At 51.1% G+C, this 18203-nt stretch carries 12 protein-coding genes; 7 read left to right on the top strand and 5 right to left on the bottom strand.

All coding sequences use genetic code 11. The features are described 5' to 3' along the window. Positions 1-30: 30 nt before the first annotated feature. The 5 genes from ACYVBJ_RS15515 (at position 31) to ACYVBJ_RS15495 (ending at position 9732) form a co-directional block, all read left to right on the top strand. Positions 31-3321: a SusC/RagA family TonB-linked outer membrane protein gene (locus tag ACYVBJ_RS15515; protein ID WP_460983220.1), complete on the top strand. Its 3291-nt coding sequence runs from the start codon at positions 31-33 to the stop codon at positions 3319-3321. Positions 3322-3330: 9 nt separating this feature from the next. Then, on the top strand, positions 3331-4833 hold the full coding sequence (locus ACYVBJ_RS15510) for a RagB/SusD family nutrient uptake outer membrane protein (protein ID WP_460983219.1): 1503 nt from the start codon (positions 3331-3333) through the stop codon (positions 4831-4833). 225 nt (positions 4834-5058) lie between these two features. Next, entirely contained in the window at positions 5059-5205 is a 147-nt protein-coding gene (locus ACYVBJ_RS15505) for a hypothetical protein (protein ID WP_460983218.1), read from the top strand. A gap of 22 nt (positions 5206-5227) precedes the next feature. Beyond that, positions 5228-6256: a GntR family transcriptional regulator gene (locus tag ACYVBJ_RS15500; RefSeq protein WP_460983217.1), complete on the top strand. Its 1029-nt coding sequence runs from the start codon at positions 5228-5230 to the stop codon at positions 6254-6256. 20 nt (positions 6257-6276) lie between these two features. Beyond that, the gene (locus ACYVBJ_RS15495; protein ID WP_460983216.1) at positions 6277-9732 is read left to right on the top strand and encodes a VCBS repeat-containing protein; all 3456 of its coding nucleotides are present in this window, start codon (positions 6277-6279) and stop codon (positions 9730-9732) included. On the opposite strand, the gene ACYVBJ_RS15490 is transcribed toward ACYVBJ_RS15495, so the two are convergent. Next, positions 9710-9961, bottom strand: coding sequence for a hypothetical protein (locus ACYVBJ_RS15490; protein ID WP_460983215.1), 252 nt, complete (start codon positions 9959-9961; stop codon positions 9710-9712). The two genes, ACYVBJ_RS15495 and ACYVBJ_RS15490, sit on opposite strands and share 23 nt — an antisense overlap. A gap of 247 nt (positions 9962-10208) precedes the next feature. Here ACYVBJ_RS15490 and ACYVBJ_RS15485 point away from each other — a divergent pair, with 247 nt between their 5' ends. Next, a complete protein-coding gene (locus ACYVBJ_RS15485) occupies positions 10209-10673 on the top strand; it encodes a helix-turn-helix domain-containing protein (protein WP_460983214.1) in 465 nt (154 codons plus the stop codon). Continuing rightward, the gene (locus ACYVBJ_RS15480) at positions 10628-11347 is read left to right on the top strand and encodes an IS630 family transposase (protein WP_460983213.1); all 720 of its coding nucleotides are present in this window, start codon (positions 10628-10630) and stop codon (positions 11345-11347) included. Before ACYVBJ_RS15485 ends, ACYVBJ_RS15480 begins: the two co-directional genes overlap by 46 nt. A gap of 488 nt (positions 11348-11835) precedes the next feature. Here the strand turns inward: ACYVBJ_RS15480 and ACYVBJ_RS15475 are convergent, their stop codons facing one another. Genes ACYVBJ_RS15475 through ACYVBJ_RS15460 form a run of 4 tightly spaced genes read right to left on the bottom strand, consistent with a single transcriptional unit; the run spans position 11836 to position 18203 of the window. Next, positions 11836-13623 (bottom strand): class I mannose-6-phosphate isomerase, encoded by a 1788-nt coding sequence (locus ACYVBJ_RS15475; protein ID WP_460983212.1) that lies wholly within the window; start codon positions 13621-13623, stop codon positions 11836-11838. After that, positions 13620-14570, bottom strand: coding sequence for an ROK family protein (locus tag ACYVBJ_RS15470; RefSeq protein ID WP_460983211.1), 951 nt, complete (start codon positions 14568-14570; stop codon positions 13620-13622). The genes ACYVBJ_RS15475 and ACYVBJ_RS15470 overlap by 4 nt, the downstream gene beginning before the upstream one ends. 6 nt (positions 14571-14576) lie before the next feature. Beyond that, entirely contained in the window at positions 14577-15791 is a 1215-nt protein-coding gene (locus ACYVBJ_RS15465; RefSeq protein WP_460983210.1) for a glycoside hydrolase family 76 protein, read from the bottom strand. Between the two features lie 51 nt (positions 15792-15842). Next, entirely contained in the window at positions 15843-18203 is a 2361-nt protein-coding gene (locus ACYVBJ_RS15460; protein ID WP_460983209.1) for a GH92 family glycosyl hydrolase, read from the bottom strand.

Below are 18203 nucleotides of genomic sequence, written 5' to 3'. Positions count from 1 at the left end.
AGAAAGCCACATTTTATTCTAACGATACGTATGAATCAACCTTACTCTGTTTCCAGAAATCTGGTAATGGTAGTGATCTTGCTGCTCTTATTCAGTAGCACCTACGCACAAACCCGGACCATAAAAGGGAAGGTACTCGACGCGGGCAACAACACGCCATTGCCGGGTGCCAACATTGTGATCGCCGGTTCGATACAGGGCACCACCAGCGATGCGAATGGTAATTTCAGCCTGTCGGTACCTAACTCGGCGCAACAATTTGTGATCTCCTTTGTCGGATACATCAAGAAAGAAGTTCCGATTACGACTGCCAATGATTATACCGTTTCGTTAAATGCGGAAGAAGGGTCGCTGAGCGAAGTTGTAGTCATTGGGTACGGTTCGCGGGAGAAGAAAGATTTGACGGGAGCCATTTCAACAGTATCCTCCAAAGAAATCAGCAAGAGCGTGGCACAGGCACCCGAACTGGCTATGCAGGGGCGGATGGCGGGCGTGTTTGTATCGACGCCGGGGGGAAGCCCATTGGCGCGCCCGCAGGTACGTATCCGGGGCGTTAGTACGTTCGGAAATGCTGAGCCACTTTATGTAGTGGATGGAATTCCGCTGACGGAATATGGTTCTGGAACCGACAATGCCAGTGGCTCGGTTACGCGCGACATCCGGGGGAATGTGAACGTATTGTCGATGATTAACCCGAACGATATTGAGTCCATGTCCGTGCTGAAAGATGCGTCGGCAGCGGCTATCTATGGGGTACGGGCTGCGAATGGTGTGGTGCTGATTACCACCAAGAAAGGCGTTCGTGGTACCCCCAAAGTCGACGTATCGGTTTCACACAGCATTCAAAACGTCACAAAGAAACTGAGCATGCTCGATGTGGCGCAATTTGTGGCACTTTACCGCGAAGCCTACGCCAATAACCCCAACGAAGCCAAGAACTTACCTGTTCAATTCGATCCTGCCAACGCGGCTTACCTAGGCAACAAACCCACCACCGACTGGCAAACGCCGTTATTGAATCGAAACGCACCGAATACAGATTATAGCCTTCGTATTTCGGGCGGGAACGATGCGACGCGGTACTACGTGTCGGCGGGTTACACAAATACCGAAGGGCCGCTGATTCAGAACAGTTTAAAGCGGTATTCGCTGGCGACAAACGTTGATACGAAAGTATCGAAATACCTGTCGGCTGGGTTAACATATCGGCTGGCTTATTCGGAAGCGGTCGACAATACGCCAAGTGCGTTGCAGTACGCGGCAGATACGTCGCCCTGGCAGCCGATTTACGATCCCAATGGGCCGCTGGGTTACGCGCCGTCAGTAGAGCTGACCTTTAAGCCGAACCCCGAACTAGGAACACCCGTTACGTCGCGTCCGCAGTATCTGCCTTCGATTCCACCTTACGTTGTCGATGCGACTACGTTGCTGTGGGGACCAGAAACGAACAACAACCTCTATGGCATGGTCGCTACGTCCGACAGAACCTATACGCTGCTGCGAAATATCGGAACCGCCTTTATGCAGGTTGAGCCGGTATTGGGGTTAAAACTCAAAGGGACATTGAGCGTCGACTGGTATTATAACCGACGTAACGAATGGACCTCCGTTAACAATTACCTGTTTCTGCAAAACCCAGGAAATCCCTATACAGTGGGCGATGGTACGTCGAAAGGAACCTATGGTGAGCGGCATTCGCGCAACGCAAACATTGTTAAAGAGTTCACTATAAATTACACGAAAGCGTTTGGTGATCATAATGTCGACGTGTTGCTCAACGCGATGGACCAGAAATACACCTACGAATTTTTGCAGGGTGGCGCGTCGCAGATTCAGTATGCGCAGCCGGAGTTCCGTAGCCTGACCAACGTGCAGCCTTACACTAATGTCAGCTCGTTTCGCGATGTCAACGCGTTGCAGGGGTATCTGGGCAGGGTGAGTTATAACTACGCCAGTCGGTACTACGTCGATGCAACGGTACGTCGGGATGGAGCGTCGCGGTTTGCGCCGGGTTATAAATGGGGGACGTTCCCGGCGATCTCGCTGGCCTGGCGGATCAGCGCGGAGCCGTTTATGAAAAGCGCTACGTTCATCGACGACCTGAAAATTCGCGGGGGCTGGGGTAAGCTGGGGAACCAGGAAACCCGGTCCTTTGCCTACCTCTCGCTCATCTCCGACGCGCCTGATTATGCCCTGGGTTCAGGTGCCGGAAACGGGATTGGTACGTTGCTAAATGGTACGTCACTGCCTGATTTTCCGGTGCAGGATTTGACCTGGGAGATCGGTAAAACGACGAGTCTGGGTTTTGACGGATCGTTCCTGAAAGGGAAACTAACGGCTACGGTTGAATACTATAACCGCCTGACTTCCGGCATCTTGCAGGCTGCGAACCTGGCCGCTAGCGTAGGTAACCAGAACCAGCCAATTCTGAACATTGCATCAGTACGTAACAGCGGGATGGAGTTCCAGATTGGCTACAATGGCTCGGTTGGCAACGATTTCCGGTATAACCTTTCTGGAAACCTGACGACGGTGAAAAATCGGGTTGAATCGACGTTCCAGAACCTGCCTTTTGGCAACGAATACGGACGTATCGAAGTGGGCCAGCCGATAAATTACCTGTGGGGCTATAAGAAAGGCGGAATTTTTCAGAATCAGGCCGAAATCGATGCCTGGAAAGCGAAGTATTCGGACGCCGTTAACAACAACAATTTTGCACCGGGCGATATGTATTTTCAGGACGTATACGGCGATCCGAAAGATGCCGGACAGATTCGCTCGGAATCACCCGACGGCAAAATAAACACCAACGACCGGACCTTCCTGGGTAGCAGCATTCCGGGTTACTATTACGGATTTAGCCTAGGTGGCAGTTTCAAAGGATTTGACCTGTCCATTTTCTTTCAGGGCGTCGGCGACATGTATCGATATAATAGCTGGCGGGCTGCGGGTGAAAACATGAGCGGGGCAGGTACCAACCAATGGACCACCACCCTGAACCGCTGGACGCCACAAAATCCATCGACGACGATTCCCCGCGCCGTTCGTTCCGACCCAGCCGGGAACAACCGATTCTCCGACCGTTTTGTCGAAAGCGCGGCTTTTTTGCGCCTGAAAAATGTACAGCTAGGCTACTCGCTACCCGCTTCGCTGACCCGCTCACTTGGCTTCGTGAATGGACTACGGGCTTACGTAGGGGCCACAAACCTGTTTGTCATCACGCCGTGGACGGGTCTTGATCCTGAGGATGTTGACCGGGGTGGGGGCGATCTGATTCCGCCGGTACGTTCGATCACCCTGGGCATTACGGCTACTTTCTAATATCTGAACATGAAAAAATATTCGATAATCGTTGTCCTGACCGTCGTGTTTACGACGCTATTTTACGCGAGTTGCAGCGAGAAAAATCTGGACCTGCAACCGCTCTCGCCGACCGAAGCATCGTATTTCACCGAAGAGGCTGACTTCAACAAGTCGGTGCTGGGTATTTATGCGAAACTAACTGATTACTACTGGTTTAATGCCAACAGCCCGATTCATGGCTTCTGGCAGTTGCCGGGCGATGACATTACGTCGACGGGTACGTATGCGTTTGAAATATTCGGTACGTTGCAGCCATCAACGGGACAGAATCAGGCATTCTATCGCATTACTTACCAGCTAATTAGCCGAGCGAATACAGCCTTGCAAAAACTAGATGCCGAAAAAGAGATTATCAAAACGGCCAATCTGAAAAACGGGCTCCGGGGCGAATCGCTCTTCCTGCGTGGCTACGCCAATTTTCTGCTTTGGAATTACTACGGTACGTCACCATTGATTACTGAACGGATTCAAACACCCGATAAAATCACCCCACCCAGCTCGAAAGATACCGAACTGCTCGATCAGGCCATTAAAGATCTGACCGAAGCGGCTACGCTACTACCTACCACCTGGGATGCGGCCAATCGAGGGCGGGTGACCAGCAATTCGGCTAACGGGCTATTAGGTAAAGCACTTGTTTTTAGAGGGTCAGCCAAGAAAGCAGCGGCTGATTTTACGGCCGCCATTGCAGCGTTTAACAAACTGTCGGGCGTCAGTCTGGTGCCGAATTTTAACGATAACTTCGACGTCAAAACAGAGAATAATGTCGAATCGCTGTTTGAGTTTCAGGCTTCCCAACCCGATTTTGACAACGTCTGGCTGGCCAATGATTTTCAGCGGAACGGCGTTGGTTCTACATCGGCATTCTGGGGTTGGTACGAAAATATCTCTCAATTAGGCGGCCAGGCACCATATATTGCCACCCAGAAGTTAGTGCAGGCTTTTGACGCGGGTGACCCCCGTATCGTGTCGACGGTAGACCCCAAAACACTAAGTTTTTACAAGTACTGGCATACCGGCGACCAGAAATCCCAATCGGGTGTTGCATCGGTCAATAACGCGCGCATCCTCCGTTACGCCGACGTATTGTTACTAAAAGCTGAAGCCATCCTGGAATCAGGCGGTTCGCCAGCTGAAGCGATTGGCCTGATCAACCAGGTACGTACCCGCGCTCGGGAGATGGTGAAAGGGGGTACGTCGCCCGCTAATTTTGCGGCTACTGAAACCGACAAAGCCAAAATTTTCGACTGGATTATGAGCGAACGTTTCCGTGAGTTGGCCGGTGAAGAAGGCTGGCGTTGGCTCGATTTGCGCCGTTGGCACTTGGCTGGTAAAATAGATTTAGCCTCCTGGAACTGGAGTTCGGTCCGTAACGATGTATCGTTCAACGTGCAAAAGAATCTGTATTACCCGATTCCTGACATTGAGACAAATCTGAACCCGAATGTCAAGCAGAATCCGGGATACTAAGGTGGCACTGATTGATAAGGTACCCCCTTCTATTTACTACCATAACAAGAGAGGATAAATTGGCATAGGCCAGGTTAACAATCGACAGCTCAGACACGTTGTATCTGGGCTGTTTTCATAAACTGATCATTTTAAGCCCAGTTTTGCAAACAACGTCCAAGTTTTTGCGCAAATTATCCAAGTCCATATTTGCTCATCGACCTACTTTCGTTTCGGCATCAGCCTATGTTTTTTACCCGACTGATTCAGCATTATGGCAGTAAGCTTAAGCAAGCTATCGAAACTGTGCAGGACAAACAAAGCTACCTGTTCGAAGCGCTGATTATCGTACTGATCATGTTACTGCTGGTCTTGGGTATCGGCTGGATGTAATGAATCACTAACCGAAACGAGTATGATTGGGGGAACTGCTATTCGACACGAGTCCTTTTTGCGGATTGACGAAAACGGAAAAACGCCCAAATTTCAGCAAATTGTCAACGGCGTTATTGCCCAGATTGAAGCGGGAATTTTCAAACCCGGCGACCGATTACCTTCCATAAATGAAACCAGTGCCGAATATTATTTAGCGCGCGCTACGGTCGAAAAAGCGTATTGCAACCTGCTCAAAAGCGGCCACATTACGTCCTTATATCGTAAGGGATTTTTCATCTCACATGGCAAGATTGTCAAACGAGTACTGTTCCTGACAGGGGCTATCAGCGAAACCAACCGGGCTATTTTTAAGGCCGTAAGCGAACAACTAGGCAAATCATATAAAGTCGATATTTATGCCTATGAATACCAGCGCGATTACTTGCTGGATGGACTGGAAAAACAGGCGGGTAACTATCATTATTTTGTACTGATGCCGCACCATTTGGGCGAACTCTGCGATCTGACTGACCTGCTGAAGAAAATTCCATCAGACCGACTCATTTTTCTGGATGGTGCAACGGCTCCGCGAAATTGTGCGTCAGTACGTTTCGGTTGTGGCGAGCATTTTCGGACCATTCTGGAAGCGAATGCCGCTGCGTTCCGGAAATACCACACGCTGAATTTCGTCACGACCAACAACGAGTACGTTCCCGCTGATTGGTACAGTGCATTTCTTGAATTTACGGAAACCCATAAGATAGATGGTCAGGTGCTGGATGATGTTCGGGAGGCTCCTTTGCAACGGGATTCGGCTTACCTGCTCGTGGATAATGACGATTTAATAACGACCATTCAGGACGCCAGTAGGAAGGGATTAAAACTGGGGCAAGACGTGGGGATCGCATCGTTCAACGACGCCAGTTATAAAGCAGTGCTGGGCGGAGGGATCTCGGTCATCAAAACCGACGTAGAGACGATTGGGCGAAATCTGGCGAATATCATTTCGCACAACCAGAAACAGACCGTCCGAATTCCGATGCAGTTTATCGACCGTGGTTCGTTGTAAACCCCTTCGTCTGACTTATCATGCAACGACTTTTTTTGCTTCTGATTCCAGTAGCGGCTTCGCTGGCCTGGGCCGTTTGGCATAAACCATCGACTCCAAAACTGTTCCGGCGGCTACCCTCGTCGCAGACCGGTATTACGTTCAATAACCGTATTCGGGAATCGGATTCGGTCAATATTCTACGATTTGAATACCTCTATAACGGCGGGGGAGTTGGCATCGGCGACTTCAACAACGATGGGTGGCAGGATATTTTTTTTACGGGAAATCAGGTGTCTTCCCGTCTGTATCTGAGCAAAGGCAAGACCGCCGAGTCACCACTTCACTTCGAGGACGTAACAGAATCGGCGGGGATAACCACGCATGCCTGGTGCACAGGCGTTACGGTTGCGGACTTGAATCAGGATGGGTGGCAGGACATTTACGTGAGCGTAGCCGGTTACGATAAAGATACGACCAAGCGTGCCAATCTGCTGTTTATCAACCAGACAAAGAAAAAGGGCGATCCGGTTCGATTTCAGGAGCTAGCCCGCGAGTATGGTCTGAACGACATGGGCTACAGCACCCAAACTGCGTTTTTCGATTACGATCACGACGGAGACCTGGATGCTTACGTGCTGACCAACGCCCTCGATCGCTACAACCGCAACGCGCTACGTCCGAAAATGGTAAACGGCGAAGCGGCCAGCAATGATCGGCTGTATCGGAATAATGCGCGGGGGGCAGGGAGCGGGGGGCAAGGGGCAAAGGGTATAAAATATGGAGCTGATAACCCTATGCCCTCTGCCCCATGCCCAACTCCACATTTCACCAACGTTACCCGCGAGGCTGGTATTCTGACGGAAGGATACGGACTAGGCATTGCCATTGCGGATCTGAATGGCGATGGCTGGGAAGATGTGTATTGCGCCAATGATTTTCTGTCGAACGATATGGTGTGGGTGAATAACCAAGATGGTACGTTCACAAACCGGGCGGCTGAGTATCTTAAGCACCAGACGCACAATGCGATGGGGGTTGATATTGCTGATATCAACAACGACCTGCTGCCCGAAATTATGGTCGTTGATATGTTGCCTAACACCAATCAGCGGCAGAAAATGATGCTGCCCGGCTATAATTACGACCGCTTCCGCATGGACTTGCAAATGGGCTACCAGCCGCAGTACATGCGCAATACGTTGCAGTTGGGCGTTGGGCAGGGAGTCAGGAGCGCATTTTCCGAAATTTCCCAACTGGCGGGGGTTGATAAAACGGATTGGAGTTGGGCTCCGCTGTTTGCGGATTTTGATAATGATGGATACCGCGATTTGCTGATAACTAATGGGTACCGTCGCGACGTAACAAATCTGGATTTTACGGCTTATCTGGCGGACTTGCATGCCGGTGGCTTTGGCGATGAACAGGAGAAAAATAAAAAAGCCTATAAAAAGCTGCTGGAACTTCCAGAGGTAAAACTGGCCGATTTCTGCTACCGGAACCGCGGTGCAGAGGGGAGTTTAACCTTTGAAGATGTATCGGAGAAATGGGGGTTTGACGCGCCAAATTACTCAAACGGGGCCGCTTACGCTGATTTAGATAACGATGGTGATCTTGATTTAGTCCTTAACGCTATTGATGATGAAGCGTTTGTGTATGAAAACGGCACCGAGCAGGGAGCGCGGGCCAGGGATGAGGTGAATAGCAGGGAGCAAAGTAATTGCTGGGTTCGTTTCAGCTTTGAACGAAATCCAGCACAGGGCACCCGTGTAACTGTTTTCCACAGGAATCACACGCAGACAGCCGAGTTCAATCCGACGCGGGGGTATGTATCGTCGGTAGAGCCCTATCTTCATTTTGGGCTGGGCGCTACATCTGTTATTGATTCGGTGGAAGTTATCTGGAATGATGGTACGTATCAGATGCTACGTAATGTGAAACCTAATCAGTTGTTGCGTATTGCCTACGAGCCGATAGGAACGTACAAACAACGTAGTGCTACGACGCCCCCTTATTTTCAGGAAGTGTCAGCCGATGAGTTGGGCTTAGATTATGTTCATATTGAAAGCGAATTCAACGACTTTGCGCAGACGCCTTTGTTGCCGCATAAACATTCGCAGAATGGCCCACCGATGGCGGTAGCTGATGTGGATGGTAATGGCCTGGAGGACCTATACGTGGGATCGGATTTTGGTCAGAAAAGTTACCTTTATTTCCAGCAGTCGAACGGTCGGTTCAAGAAAAGCGAGATTTCGAAAAATGCGAATCAGGAAGATACTGGCGCTTTGTTTTTCGACGCCGACCAGGACGGTGATCAGGATTTGTACGTGGTCAGTGGTGGCAGTCACGCAAACGGCCCGTCGAATGCTTATCAGGATCGCCTTTACATCAATGACGGGAAAGGAAATTTAAGTCTATCCCATCAAGAATTGCCACCCATGAACATAAGTGGTTCATGCGTAACCGCCTGTGACTTTGACCACGATGGTGACCTCGACTTATTTCGAGGAAGTCGGCTAACTGTGGGGCAATACCCGATGCCTACTAAAAGCTTTTTGCTACAAAATGACCACGGAAAATTTCTCGACGTAACAGCGCAGCTAGCCCCAGAACTTCAGACTATTGGCTTAGTTACGTCTGCTGTCTGGGCCGATTTCGATAACGATGATTTACAGGACTTAATCCTGTGTGGCGAATGGATGCCTATTTCCATTCTAAAAAATACGGGTAAACGATTCAGTCGTTCAACCATTCATTCGTTCGCTCATTCGGAAGGCTGGTGGAATACGCTGGTGGCGGCCGATTTCGATAACGATGGTGATATGGATTTGATGGCTGGAAATCTCGGTCTTAATACCAAATATAAAGCGTCGCCTAACCAGCCGGTAGAACTATTTGCGGCTGATTTTGATAAAAATGGTCGTATCCACCCCATTATAACGTATTTCAATGATGGGCAGAAATGGATACGTCAAACCCGCGATTTACTGACGACTCAAATTCCTTCAATGAAACGTCGTTTCCCAAACTTCAAAACGTATGCGAATGCTACGTTCGAAGAGTCCTTTACCGAGGAGGAGCTTAAAATGGCATACCATCTCAAAGCGACTCAGTTGCGAACGATGTACTTTGAAAATGTTGGTAATGACTTCAAGCCGCATCCATTACCGCAGGAAACTCAATTTGCTCCGGTCAGTGGGATTCTGGTCAATGATTTTAATGGGGATGGGTATAAAGATGCCTTACTCATTGGCAATTCCTATGCATCGGAAACCATTAGTGGCTGGTATGATGCATCAACAGGAACTCTTTTAATGGGCGATGGGAATGGGAATTTCAAGGTACGTAAAGAATCGGGCTTACAGGCTGATCAAGAAGCAAAAACAATTGTCTCGCTGCATGGGAAAGACGGTGATGCCCTAATCAGTATAGGTAACGTTAATGATCGATTACAGCTATATTGGTTGACGACATTCAGGCAGTCGCTAACTCCATGAGTTGTTCTTCGGTGGCTTTGTCTCCGCTTATCTCGCCAGTCAACTGCCCTTCGCACATCACCAGAATGCGGTCCGACAAGGCCATGAGTTCGAGAAGCTCACTCGAAATTGATAAGATAGCTTTCCCTTCGGGGGCCAACTGACGCAACATTGCATACACTTCAGCCTTAGCCCCCACGTCCATACCGTGAGTCGGCTCATCGACCAGTACTACATCAGGGTGTCCCAACAGTTGTCTACGACCCCGGTATTTCGAATTCGATTTAGCGCGCGTTTCTTGGCACTGACTGGTACGAGATTGGTCACATGCAGGGCAAGGAAATGGTACGTTTGCTAGGCGGCAAACGTAAAATTGCTTACATGGGAATTCGGGGATGTATAAACATGGATGTTAATTTTCAGGGGCTTCTAGATGTAGTGAAAGAGTACCTAGTACTCTTCCAACTTAGTACTTAGCTAAATGGTTAGTTTGCGGTATGAGCCGTATCGCAACACCATTCGTCTTAACAGACGGGGATTTAACCATTTTGAAGCAGTTAGTCCGGACTGGAAAAGACTCCGCCCGCAAACTAACCCGAGCCCGAGCTTTGCAGTTTCTGCATCAGGGCAAACATCCTGATCAAATCAGCGAATCGCTCGACATCAGTGTAGCGACTATCTTTAAGCTGAAGAAACGTTACCGACAAGAAGGGCTTCAACGAGCCATTGCTGAAAAGGTCCGCCCTGGTCAACCCCGCAAAGTAACGCCACAAGTGGAAGCTCAGATTACCCAAATCGCCTGTAGCCAAGCCCCCGATGGCCGTACTTGCTGGACCGTGGCCCTGATTAATGAGCGGTTAGTCAAACTTGACATTCACCTTGATGACGAATCGGTACGGTTGGCCCTAAAAAAAGCATGCTTAAACCGTGGCTCAAAAAGCAATGGTGTATTGGACAGGTAGACGGAGAATATCTGGCCAAAATGGAGAACGTTTTGGCCCTTTATAGCCGTGAAGCCTTGCCGACCCGGGCGCGAATCTGCTTTGATGAACGTCCCTGTCAATTGCTGGACGATGTTGTAGCTCCGCTTTTGGTCAGGCCTGGTAAAGTGGCCAAAGAAGACAATGAGTACGTCCGGCAAGGGACGGGGGTGGTACTGCTGGCTTACGATCTGGACAAAGGTATCCGCTACACCCAGACCCGAAAGCAACGGACAAAAGCGGACTATGCTGAGTTTATGCACCACATCATAACTACATACTATGCTGATATTGAGATTATTGATCTGGTTCAGGACAATCTGAACACGCACAAGTATGGCTCTTTCTACGAGTATCTGCCCCTGGCTCAGGCCCGTGTTTTAAGCCGTAAACTGGTCTTTCATTATACACCTAAGCATGGCTCTTGGCTGAACGCTGCCGAGATTGAGTTCTCCGCGCTGGCCCGCCAATGCCTTAACCGACGCATCGGTAGTCTGGAGGAGTTGGGTCGTCAGGTAGACCTATGGGCCACCGAACGCAACCAACGGGTCGTCAAGGTGCATTGGAGTTTCACGATAGCCAATGCCGAGGATAAACTCAACCGATGGTATGAGCAGGTGAACCCGGCTAACAGACTGGATTACTGTAAGGATTAAATTGGAAGAGCACTAGGTATTGAAGTTGTCGGCAAATTTGATGACAAATCGAACGTAAAAGAAGCCGCCCGCAGTTGCCTTACAAAGCAAGTGGATACAGGACGGGTCAGGGCGTATGTTAGGTAATGAAGTTGACAATTATTAGGCGGTGTCATTCATCTCTACACCCTATCACAGTTTATAAAAACGTCCATTTATGATTGGCTCAACCACTCCATATGCAACGCTTTTTAAGCAACAGCTAATCTATTGCCTGCTCAGCCTAACCCGCCAGCAAACTTTGGACAAGAACCCGCAGACTGACTCCCCGCGTTAATATCCACATAAAAGCTGGAAAGGAACAATACATAAAGGTCTGTCTACTAATATAAGAGTTATCTGCATCTAATCCCTTGGTATCAGGGGGCCATGCCTAATTCGGTATAGTATAATAAAGAAATGAGGTTCTTACTTGAACCCCATTTTCCTTTAGCTGCTGTTTGACTCAATTATTTAAATAGATAGTCGTTCAGTTTATCGGTTCGGATAGAGGCTTTTAAGGTGCCTATTTCCTGCCCCTCGCTTGGTCCGGACGGTTTTATCGTGTAGGCCCCTACTGCGGCCGGTACGATGAACGTCTCAGCGTAATGAACGACGAAGGGCTCGAACGCACCTGACGGGCTTTCGATCGTAGCCTCATCACCTTCAATCAGGTTGATCACGTTGACAACGCCGTTTGTATGATGGGAAACCTCCGTTGAAAACCAGTGACGACGGGTTTCTATGAACGAATCTTCGTCGAGGCCCGTACGCTCTTCCCGCCAGCCGTCCCCGCGGCCAATCTCCTGGATTTGATTGAGCAGGTTATCCTTCGTCCACTGCGTCGTCCGGTCCCATTGGATGTTATTCTTTCCATGTTCGAGAGAGATGGGCCGGGGCTTGCCGTCTAATCCCGTTCGGCCCCAGTCCCACAGCTTGAAGGTGAAGTTGAAGGGCGTCGCGCTGATCTCAAGCACAACGCTGTTGGCCCCCGAGCAGTGAACCGTTCCGGCGGGAATCAACGCGTGGTCGTGCTTTTTGATCGGCCATTTTTCAACGTATCGTTCGGCGTCGAAATCAACCTCACTTTCCTGCGCTTTCTCCAGATCACTGATCATCTCGGCGGGGTTGATGTTTTCTTTCAAACCCAGATATACGCAGGCATCCCCTTTCGCTTCCAGAAAATAGTAGCTTTCATTCTGGGTGTAGGGCATGCCAAACTTCTCCCGCATGTACTCGTGTAAGGGATGGACCTGCAAACTCAAGTTGCCGCCCTCGATGGTATCCAGAAAATCAAACCGGATGGGAAACTCAGCGCCAAATGCGGCAAAGACTTGCTCACCCAGCAGCTCCAGCGGATGCGAGAAAACCACATCGATGGAAGGAATCTCAAACGTTTCGCCATCGAAGTTGTACAGCAAACTGTTTTCTTCGGGTACGCAATCAAACCCCCAGGCGTAGTTAACGGCCGAACGGTCTAAGTCGCATACTTCCTTTAACCATTGTCCACCCCACGGACCGGGATCGAAGAACGGGACAACCCGGAAGGGCCGCTGAACGGTGAGCGCCATGGCGTTGCGCAGAGCCGTTCCGCTGATGAGCTTGGGCGTTTCTTCCTGCGTCGTGTCCACTACGTAATCCCAGCGCTCCATGTATTGCTTTTTGTGTCGATCCAGCACCTTCCAGTCCACGTAGAATGCTCGCTTATACTGGTAAGCAAACCCCGCGTCCTGGTTTTGAGCCCCCAGATTACTCACCCGGTTTTTGCGGAACCGAAGTTGAATTTCCCACCGGGGCATATCGGCATATAGCAGTAGGTCGGGCTGATCAACGAACAGCGCAGCCCCGATGCCAATAACCAGCACCACGCCGTCTGTAACGGCCTGAATGGTTTGCTGGCAGATCGCCAATTTGTCTTCGTCGTAAAAGCTGGTCAGTTCAAAAGGGCATACGTAGCCGAATACCGGATCGTCCGTTACAAAGTCGTTGACTAGCGTGTTAATCTCGCCTTGACTGCGCAGGGCCTGCCCGGTTTCAACGACTGTTAACCGATCCGATAATGACCCTAGGCCAGCGATAACTTCATCAGTGTAGACACCCAGATAGGTGTCTACTGCCACAATAGTTTTGGCCTGACCTAGAGACTTAACTCTGTCCTGTAGGGTAGCGACAATGGCTTCCCAACCCGTAGTACACGTTTCCCCGGCTATACGTATAGCCGGGAGTTTGTCAAAAGTCGATGGTGTTAAAACGTTCATAATTCACGGTTGTATGCTAAATGAGCGGCTCCTAACAAAGCTGCCGAATCAGTTAATAAGCCAGGTACAACGGCCACGTTGCCCCACGTAGCCCAAGAATTTTGGTTCAGGCGGTGTTGAATTGGAGGAATAATGGCATCGCGGCTGGCCATCACCCCTCCGCCCAGAATGAGTACTTCCGGGTCGTAAGCCTGCACCAGATTGTAGGCGCAGGTCGCCCATACATCAATACTTTCGTTCCGCAAGGTAGTTGCCAGCGCATCGCCTTGGGCGGCACAGCGGAAAATGGCCTCGAAATCGACGGTGTCATACTGGCAAAGCAGACTTTGTGCGTAGGTTTTGTGCGTAGTTGCCCGCTGGCCCAAACTCCAGGTTGACGCTTCAGCCTCCGCGCAGCCAATCGCACCGCAGTTGCAGCGGTTCCCCTGGGTGTTCTGAACGAAGTGCCCACCCAAAATGCCCGCCTGAAAGTGTTTACCCCGTAACAGGCGGCCTTCAATTACCGCCGATGTGCCAACCCCAGTACCGAGTGTCATCAGTACTACGTTATCGTAGCCCTGTCCGCTGCCGTACTGCCATTCGCCCAGCAGGGCTGCCCGGGTATCGTTTTCCAGATAAAGAGGTATGCCCCAGGTCTCCCTGGCCCAGCCCGATAGATCGAGTTGGGGGGCATCGCTGTATTTGTCGTTGATGGATAAGACGCGTTTTTGAATCGGATCAACAATGCCCGGTACCGCTACGCCCATGCCGACCAGATCGGACACTGATAAACCGGCGGTTTCCAGCATTTTATCTAGTGTTGCCTTGATCTGCGGCAGCCGGGTTTGCAGCCCCTGCCCCGATTGCGAGTCCATCCGGTCCGTCAGCAGAACGCTGCCCGCTCTGACCAGTCCCAGCTTGATACGGGTACCTCCCAGGTCGATGGCGATGACCGCTTTATTTTCCATATGGGCTTATTTTCTCGTTTCTCGTTCGCGTTCCAACAGGCTCAGTCGCGCGTACAACTCAGCGATACAGGCTTCGTCCAGTAACCATTTCGGCTTTGCCAGTTCAGTTGGTTTGGGCGTCCAGCTGTGGGTAACCAGGCCGTATTGATCCTGGGAGTGTTGCCATGCGTAGTCGAGGCTTTCTTTGATTTTAGCTACGTATTGGTAGTCGCCATTGACGCGATAAAGAGCATCGTAGCCTCTGAAAAGTACCGTAACAAACCACGGCAAGTCAATCTGGATAGCCATGGAGGCCGGGTGGGGCTGCTTGTTGAAATGCACGAATGCACGCTTCGCCAGTTCTTCGGCCTGGGTCAAATACTGCTTATCGCCGGTAAACTCGTAAAGCAATACGGCCGCTTCGAGCATAGAGCCGGAATTGTACGTGTAAAAGACCCGGTTTAGCGCCCCCGTTGTTTTGCGATCGTTGGCATACACACCGGTCGAGTCGAGCAGGTTTGTGTGCATCCAGCCGTAAAACTTTTTGCCCCACTGCAGGTAATACGGGTCCTTGGTGCCCTGGTAAATCTTGAGCGCCGTGAGCGTAGCCATCCCGTTGGAGCAGGCCGGTTTCTGATCGCGATGCCCTTCCAGCCACGTTACGCCACCGCCCAGTTCGTCGCCCCATCCACTCAAAATAAAGGTAAACACTTCCTTCGCCCGTTTCAGATAAAGCGGATTTTTGGTGTTTAGGTACGCTTCCATGTAATCGATGCCCACCAGCCCGTTGTCGTCGTAATAGCGGTCCGATTTCTCAAATTGAACCGGGAAAGCTTGATATCCAACGGGCGAGCGGCTCGAATCGCGGTAGGTTTCGATACCGGCTACCAAGCTGTCCAGGTACAGCCGTTGTACCCTCTGTTCGGAGGGTACTTTCAGCAATACGTTGGTTGCTGAGAACAGGCCGGAAAACGGCCAGAGAAAGCTTACCGCTTTTTCCTTCACACCACCTCCCTGCATGTACGTCAGCGTGTCATTGCGACCGGATGGGTAATTTTCCGAGAACAGCTTGTAGGCCGGAACGCGGTACCGCTGCCAGACATTGTTGTAGGTTTCTCTGGCCCTATTCAGGTAGACAGCCGACGCTTTGGGCGACTGCCCTACCGTCGTCTGCAAGGCGAACACCCAGCTGACCAGAGCCACCCAGACCAGCTGCTTTATGATTGAAGAAATCAACGTCATTACCTGTTTCTGTTTAGGTTTTGTATGGTCATAGTAACCCACACTGTCCAGCTACTGAGCCGAAGGCGGGGGCGTTTGACTGCCCCAGTTTGTGTTGGGTTGGCTGCCCATCACGAAGGTCAGCTTCCCGCCCTTCATCAGCTCATCCCGGTACAACCAGCAATTCGACAAGGCTTTTCCGTTGAAGGTGGCCGACTGCACGTATACGTTTTGGGCGGAATTATTCTTGGCTTCGATCCGTAGCTGCTTCCCGTCCCCCAGCCGAACGGTGGCCTGATCAAAGGCTGGACTGCCTAGCTCGACAATGGGCCTCAGATCGGTAAAGCCTTTGACGTCGAACAGGCCCAATGCGGCCATGACGTACCACGAGCCTAATTGGCCCTGATCCTCGTCCTGCCCGTAGCCGTAGCCGTGGATGGGCTCGGTACCGTAGAACTCATCGCAGATGGCGCGGGTCCATTTCTGGGTGAGCCACGGCTTTCCGGAGAAGTTGAATAGCCAGCTGATGTGCAGGTTAGGCTGGTTACCATGGTTGTAAATCGACTTGATACCGGCGAACGCATCGATCTCTTTGCCGCCCCCAAAACCGTTTTTCTGCGCGGCCGTGAAGATACCGTCGAGCCGGTTGTTGAACTCTTCTTTGCCAATGGTATCGATCAGGGCCTGCGGATTCTGCGGGACAAAAAAGGTGTACTGCACCGCATTGCCCTCCTGAAAACCGCGCCAGGGTTCGTAGGGGTCAAACTTGTCGATGAACGAACCATCCGCTTTCTTAGGACGGACCAGTTTTTCCTTCGGTTCGAAGAGGAGCTTCCAGCCATTAGAGAGTTTTAGCAATTGCTGATAATCGGTCGGCTTGTTCAGGGCTTTCGCCAGTTGGGCGGCAGCAAACGTACTGAAACTGTATTCCAGCGCGTGGGAAGCGGCAAAATGAGATCCGGTCGAATCGGTCTTGTCTTCGTCGAGGTAAGGCACGTATCCCCGCTTGACGAAGGCTTCTACGTCCAGTTTTCCGGAGCCAACGGGCCGATTGTGTCCACTTAGTTCATTCGCTTTGATGGCTTCGTACGCCAGATTCGTATCGTAGTCCCGAATACCTGCCTGATAGGCCCCGGCAATGGCCAGCCCAACAAAGTTTGTTCCCACGCCCGATACGAAGTTGCTGTTGGCGATACCGTCGCCAAACCAGCCCCGTTCCTTGTAGATCGCCAGCTGGGTTTGCACGAAGTCATTGTACCGCTCCGGATAGGAAAGCGCCCACAATTGGGTCAGATTCCAGTATGCACCCCATATGGCGTCGGTGTTGTAAAAGTTATAGCTGAATTTCCCGTTTTTGTCGCGGGGTAACTGACCAATCGAGCCGTCGTGCCGGGGAAAGAAACCGTTTACGTCGTTAGCTACCCCACGCCCCAGTAAGGCATGAAACAAGCCGGTGTAAAATTTGACCTTGTTGGTTTCATTGCCCTCTACGGCAATCTTACCCAGTTCGGTCTGCCAGGTATTCTGCGCCTGTTGTCTGGCTTTTTCGAAAGATAGCCCCGCTGCTTCGGCTTCCAGATTCGCCTTGGCGTTGGCAATGGATGTATACGATAAGCCTACCTTCAGCTCAATGGCTTCGTTGTTGCCGGTGGCGTATTCCAGAAATAACCCGGCTCCTTTTCCGGTGGCCGCATTGCTTTTCGCTTGCACGCCCGCATCGGTAAAAGACCCAACCGAACGGGGTTTTTTGCTTACCTCACCCCAGATGTACATGGAAACCTGCCCGTTCGGATCGTAGGTTTTTACGTATTTCGGATAGGTCGTGACAAACCCCTCAAAGTGGGTATCGTCGGTCATGCGCACCTCCGCTTTTCGCACCTCCCCACTTTCGCCCTGCACACTGCCAACATCTAAAATGACCCGCGATTGATCGTTTTCAGGAAAGGTGTACCGGTGAAAGCCGACGTGCTTGGTTGCAGTCAGTTCGGCGGTAATCCCGTAATCATCCAGCAACACTTTGTAATAACCGGGTTCGGCCACCTGGTTCTTGCGATCAAATCTGGACCGGTAACCGCTGCCGGGTTTGTCCAGCTCGCCGGGTTTTACCTTCAGCTCGCCGGTAGCTGGCATGAAGTTCACCCCGCCTACCTGCCACTCGTGGAAATGGACGAAGCCTTCGATGGAGTTATGCCGGGTGTCGTACCCAACCGCTTCCCAACCTTGGTTATTGCCGTAGTGGCCGTTCGTAGACGGAGCCAGCTTGGCCATGCCGTGGGGTACGGCCGCTGGCGTATAAAAAAACCACCGGCTGTGGGCCGTTCCAATATTGGGATAGACGTAGCGGAGGACACTTGGCCGCTTTACGGCGCAGGAGGTCAGCAGCGACGCGAAAATAAAGCCACTTAAAAGGGTAACGTAAGTCAGTTGTTTCAT

The sequence above is a fragment of the Spirosoma fluminis genome, from assembly GCF_054778895.1.
The sequence above is the reverse complement of the archived record's forward strand: the minus strand, read 5'-3'. Positions and strand labels throughout refer to the sequence as shown.

What these genes read in the sequence shown, in the direction of transcription:
- ACYVBJ_RS15460 (WP_460983209.1), bottom strand. Translation starts at nt 18,203, where the DNA reads ATGAAACAACTGACTTACGTTACCCTTTTAAGTGGCTTTATTTTCGCG.
- ACYVBJ_RS15505 (WP_460983218.1), top strand. Translation starts at nt 5,059, where the DNA reads ATGTTTTTTACCCGACTGATTCAGCATTATGGCAGTAAGCTTAAGCAA.
- ACYVBJ_RS15495 (WP_460983216.1), top strand. Translation starts at nt 6,277, where the DNA reads ATGCAACGACTTTTTTTGCTTCTGATTCCAGTAGCGGCTTCGCTGGCC.
- ACYVBJ_RS15500 (WP_460983217.1), top strand. Translation starts at nt 5,228, where the DNA reads ATGATTGGGGGAACTGCTATTCGACACGAGTCCTTTTTGCGGATTGAC.
- ACYVBJ_RS15470 (WP_460983211.1), bottom strand. Translation starts at nt 14,570, where the DNA reads ATGGAAAATAAAGCGGTCATCGCCATCGACCTGGGAGGTACCCGTATC.
- ACYVBJ_RS15485 (WP_460983214.1), top strand. Translation starts at nt 10,209, where the DNA reads ATGAGCCGTATCGCAACACCATTCGTCTTAACAGACGGGGATTTAACC.
- ACYVBJ_RS15475 (WP_460983212.1), bottom strand. Translation starts at nt 13,623, where the DNA reads ATGAACGTTTTAACACCATCGACTTTTGACAAACTCCCGGCTATACGT.
- ACYVBJ_RS15480 (WP_460983213.1), top strand. Translation starts at nt 10,628, where the DNA reads ATGCTTAAACCGTGGCTCAAAAAGCAATGGTGTATTGGACAGGTAGAC.
- ACYVBJ_RS15465 (WP_460983210.1), bottom strand. Translation starts at nt 15,791, where the DNA reads ATGACGTTGATTTCTTCAATCATAAAGCAGCTGGTCTGGGTGGCTCTG.
- ACYVBJ_RS15510 (WP_460983219.1), top strand. Translation starts at nt 3,331, where the DNA reads ATGAAAAAATATTCGATAATCGTTGTCCTGACCGTCGTGTTTACGACG.
- ACYVBJ_RS15515 (WP_460983220.1), top strand. Translation starts at nt 31, where the DNA reads ATGAATCAACCTTACTCTGTTTCCAGAAATCTGGTAATGGTAGTGATC.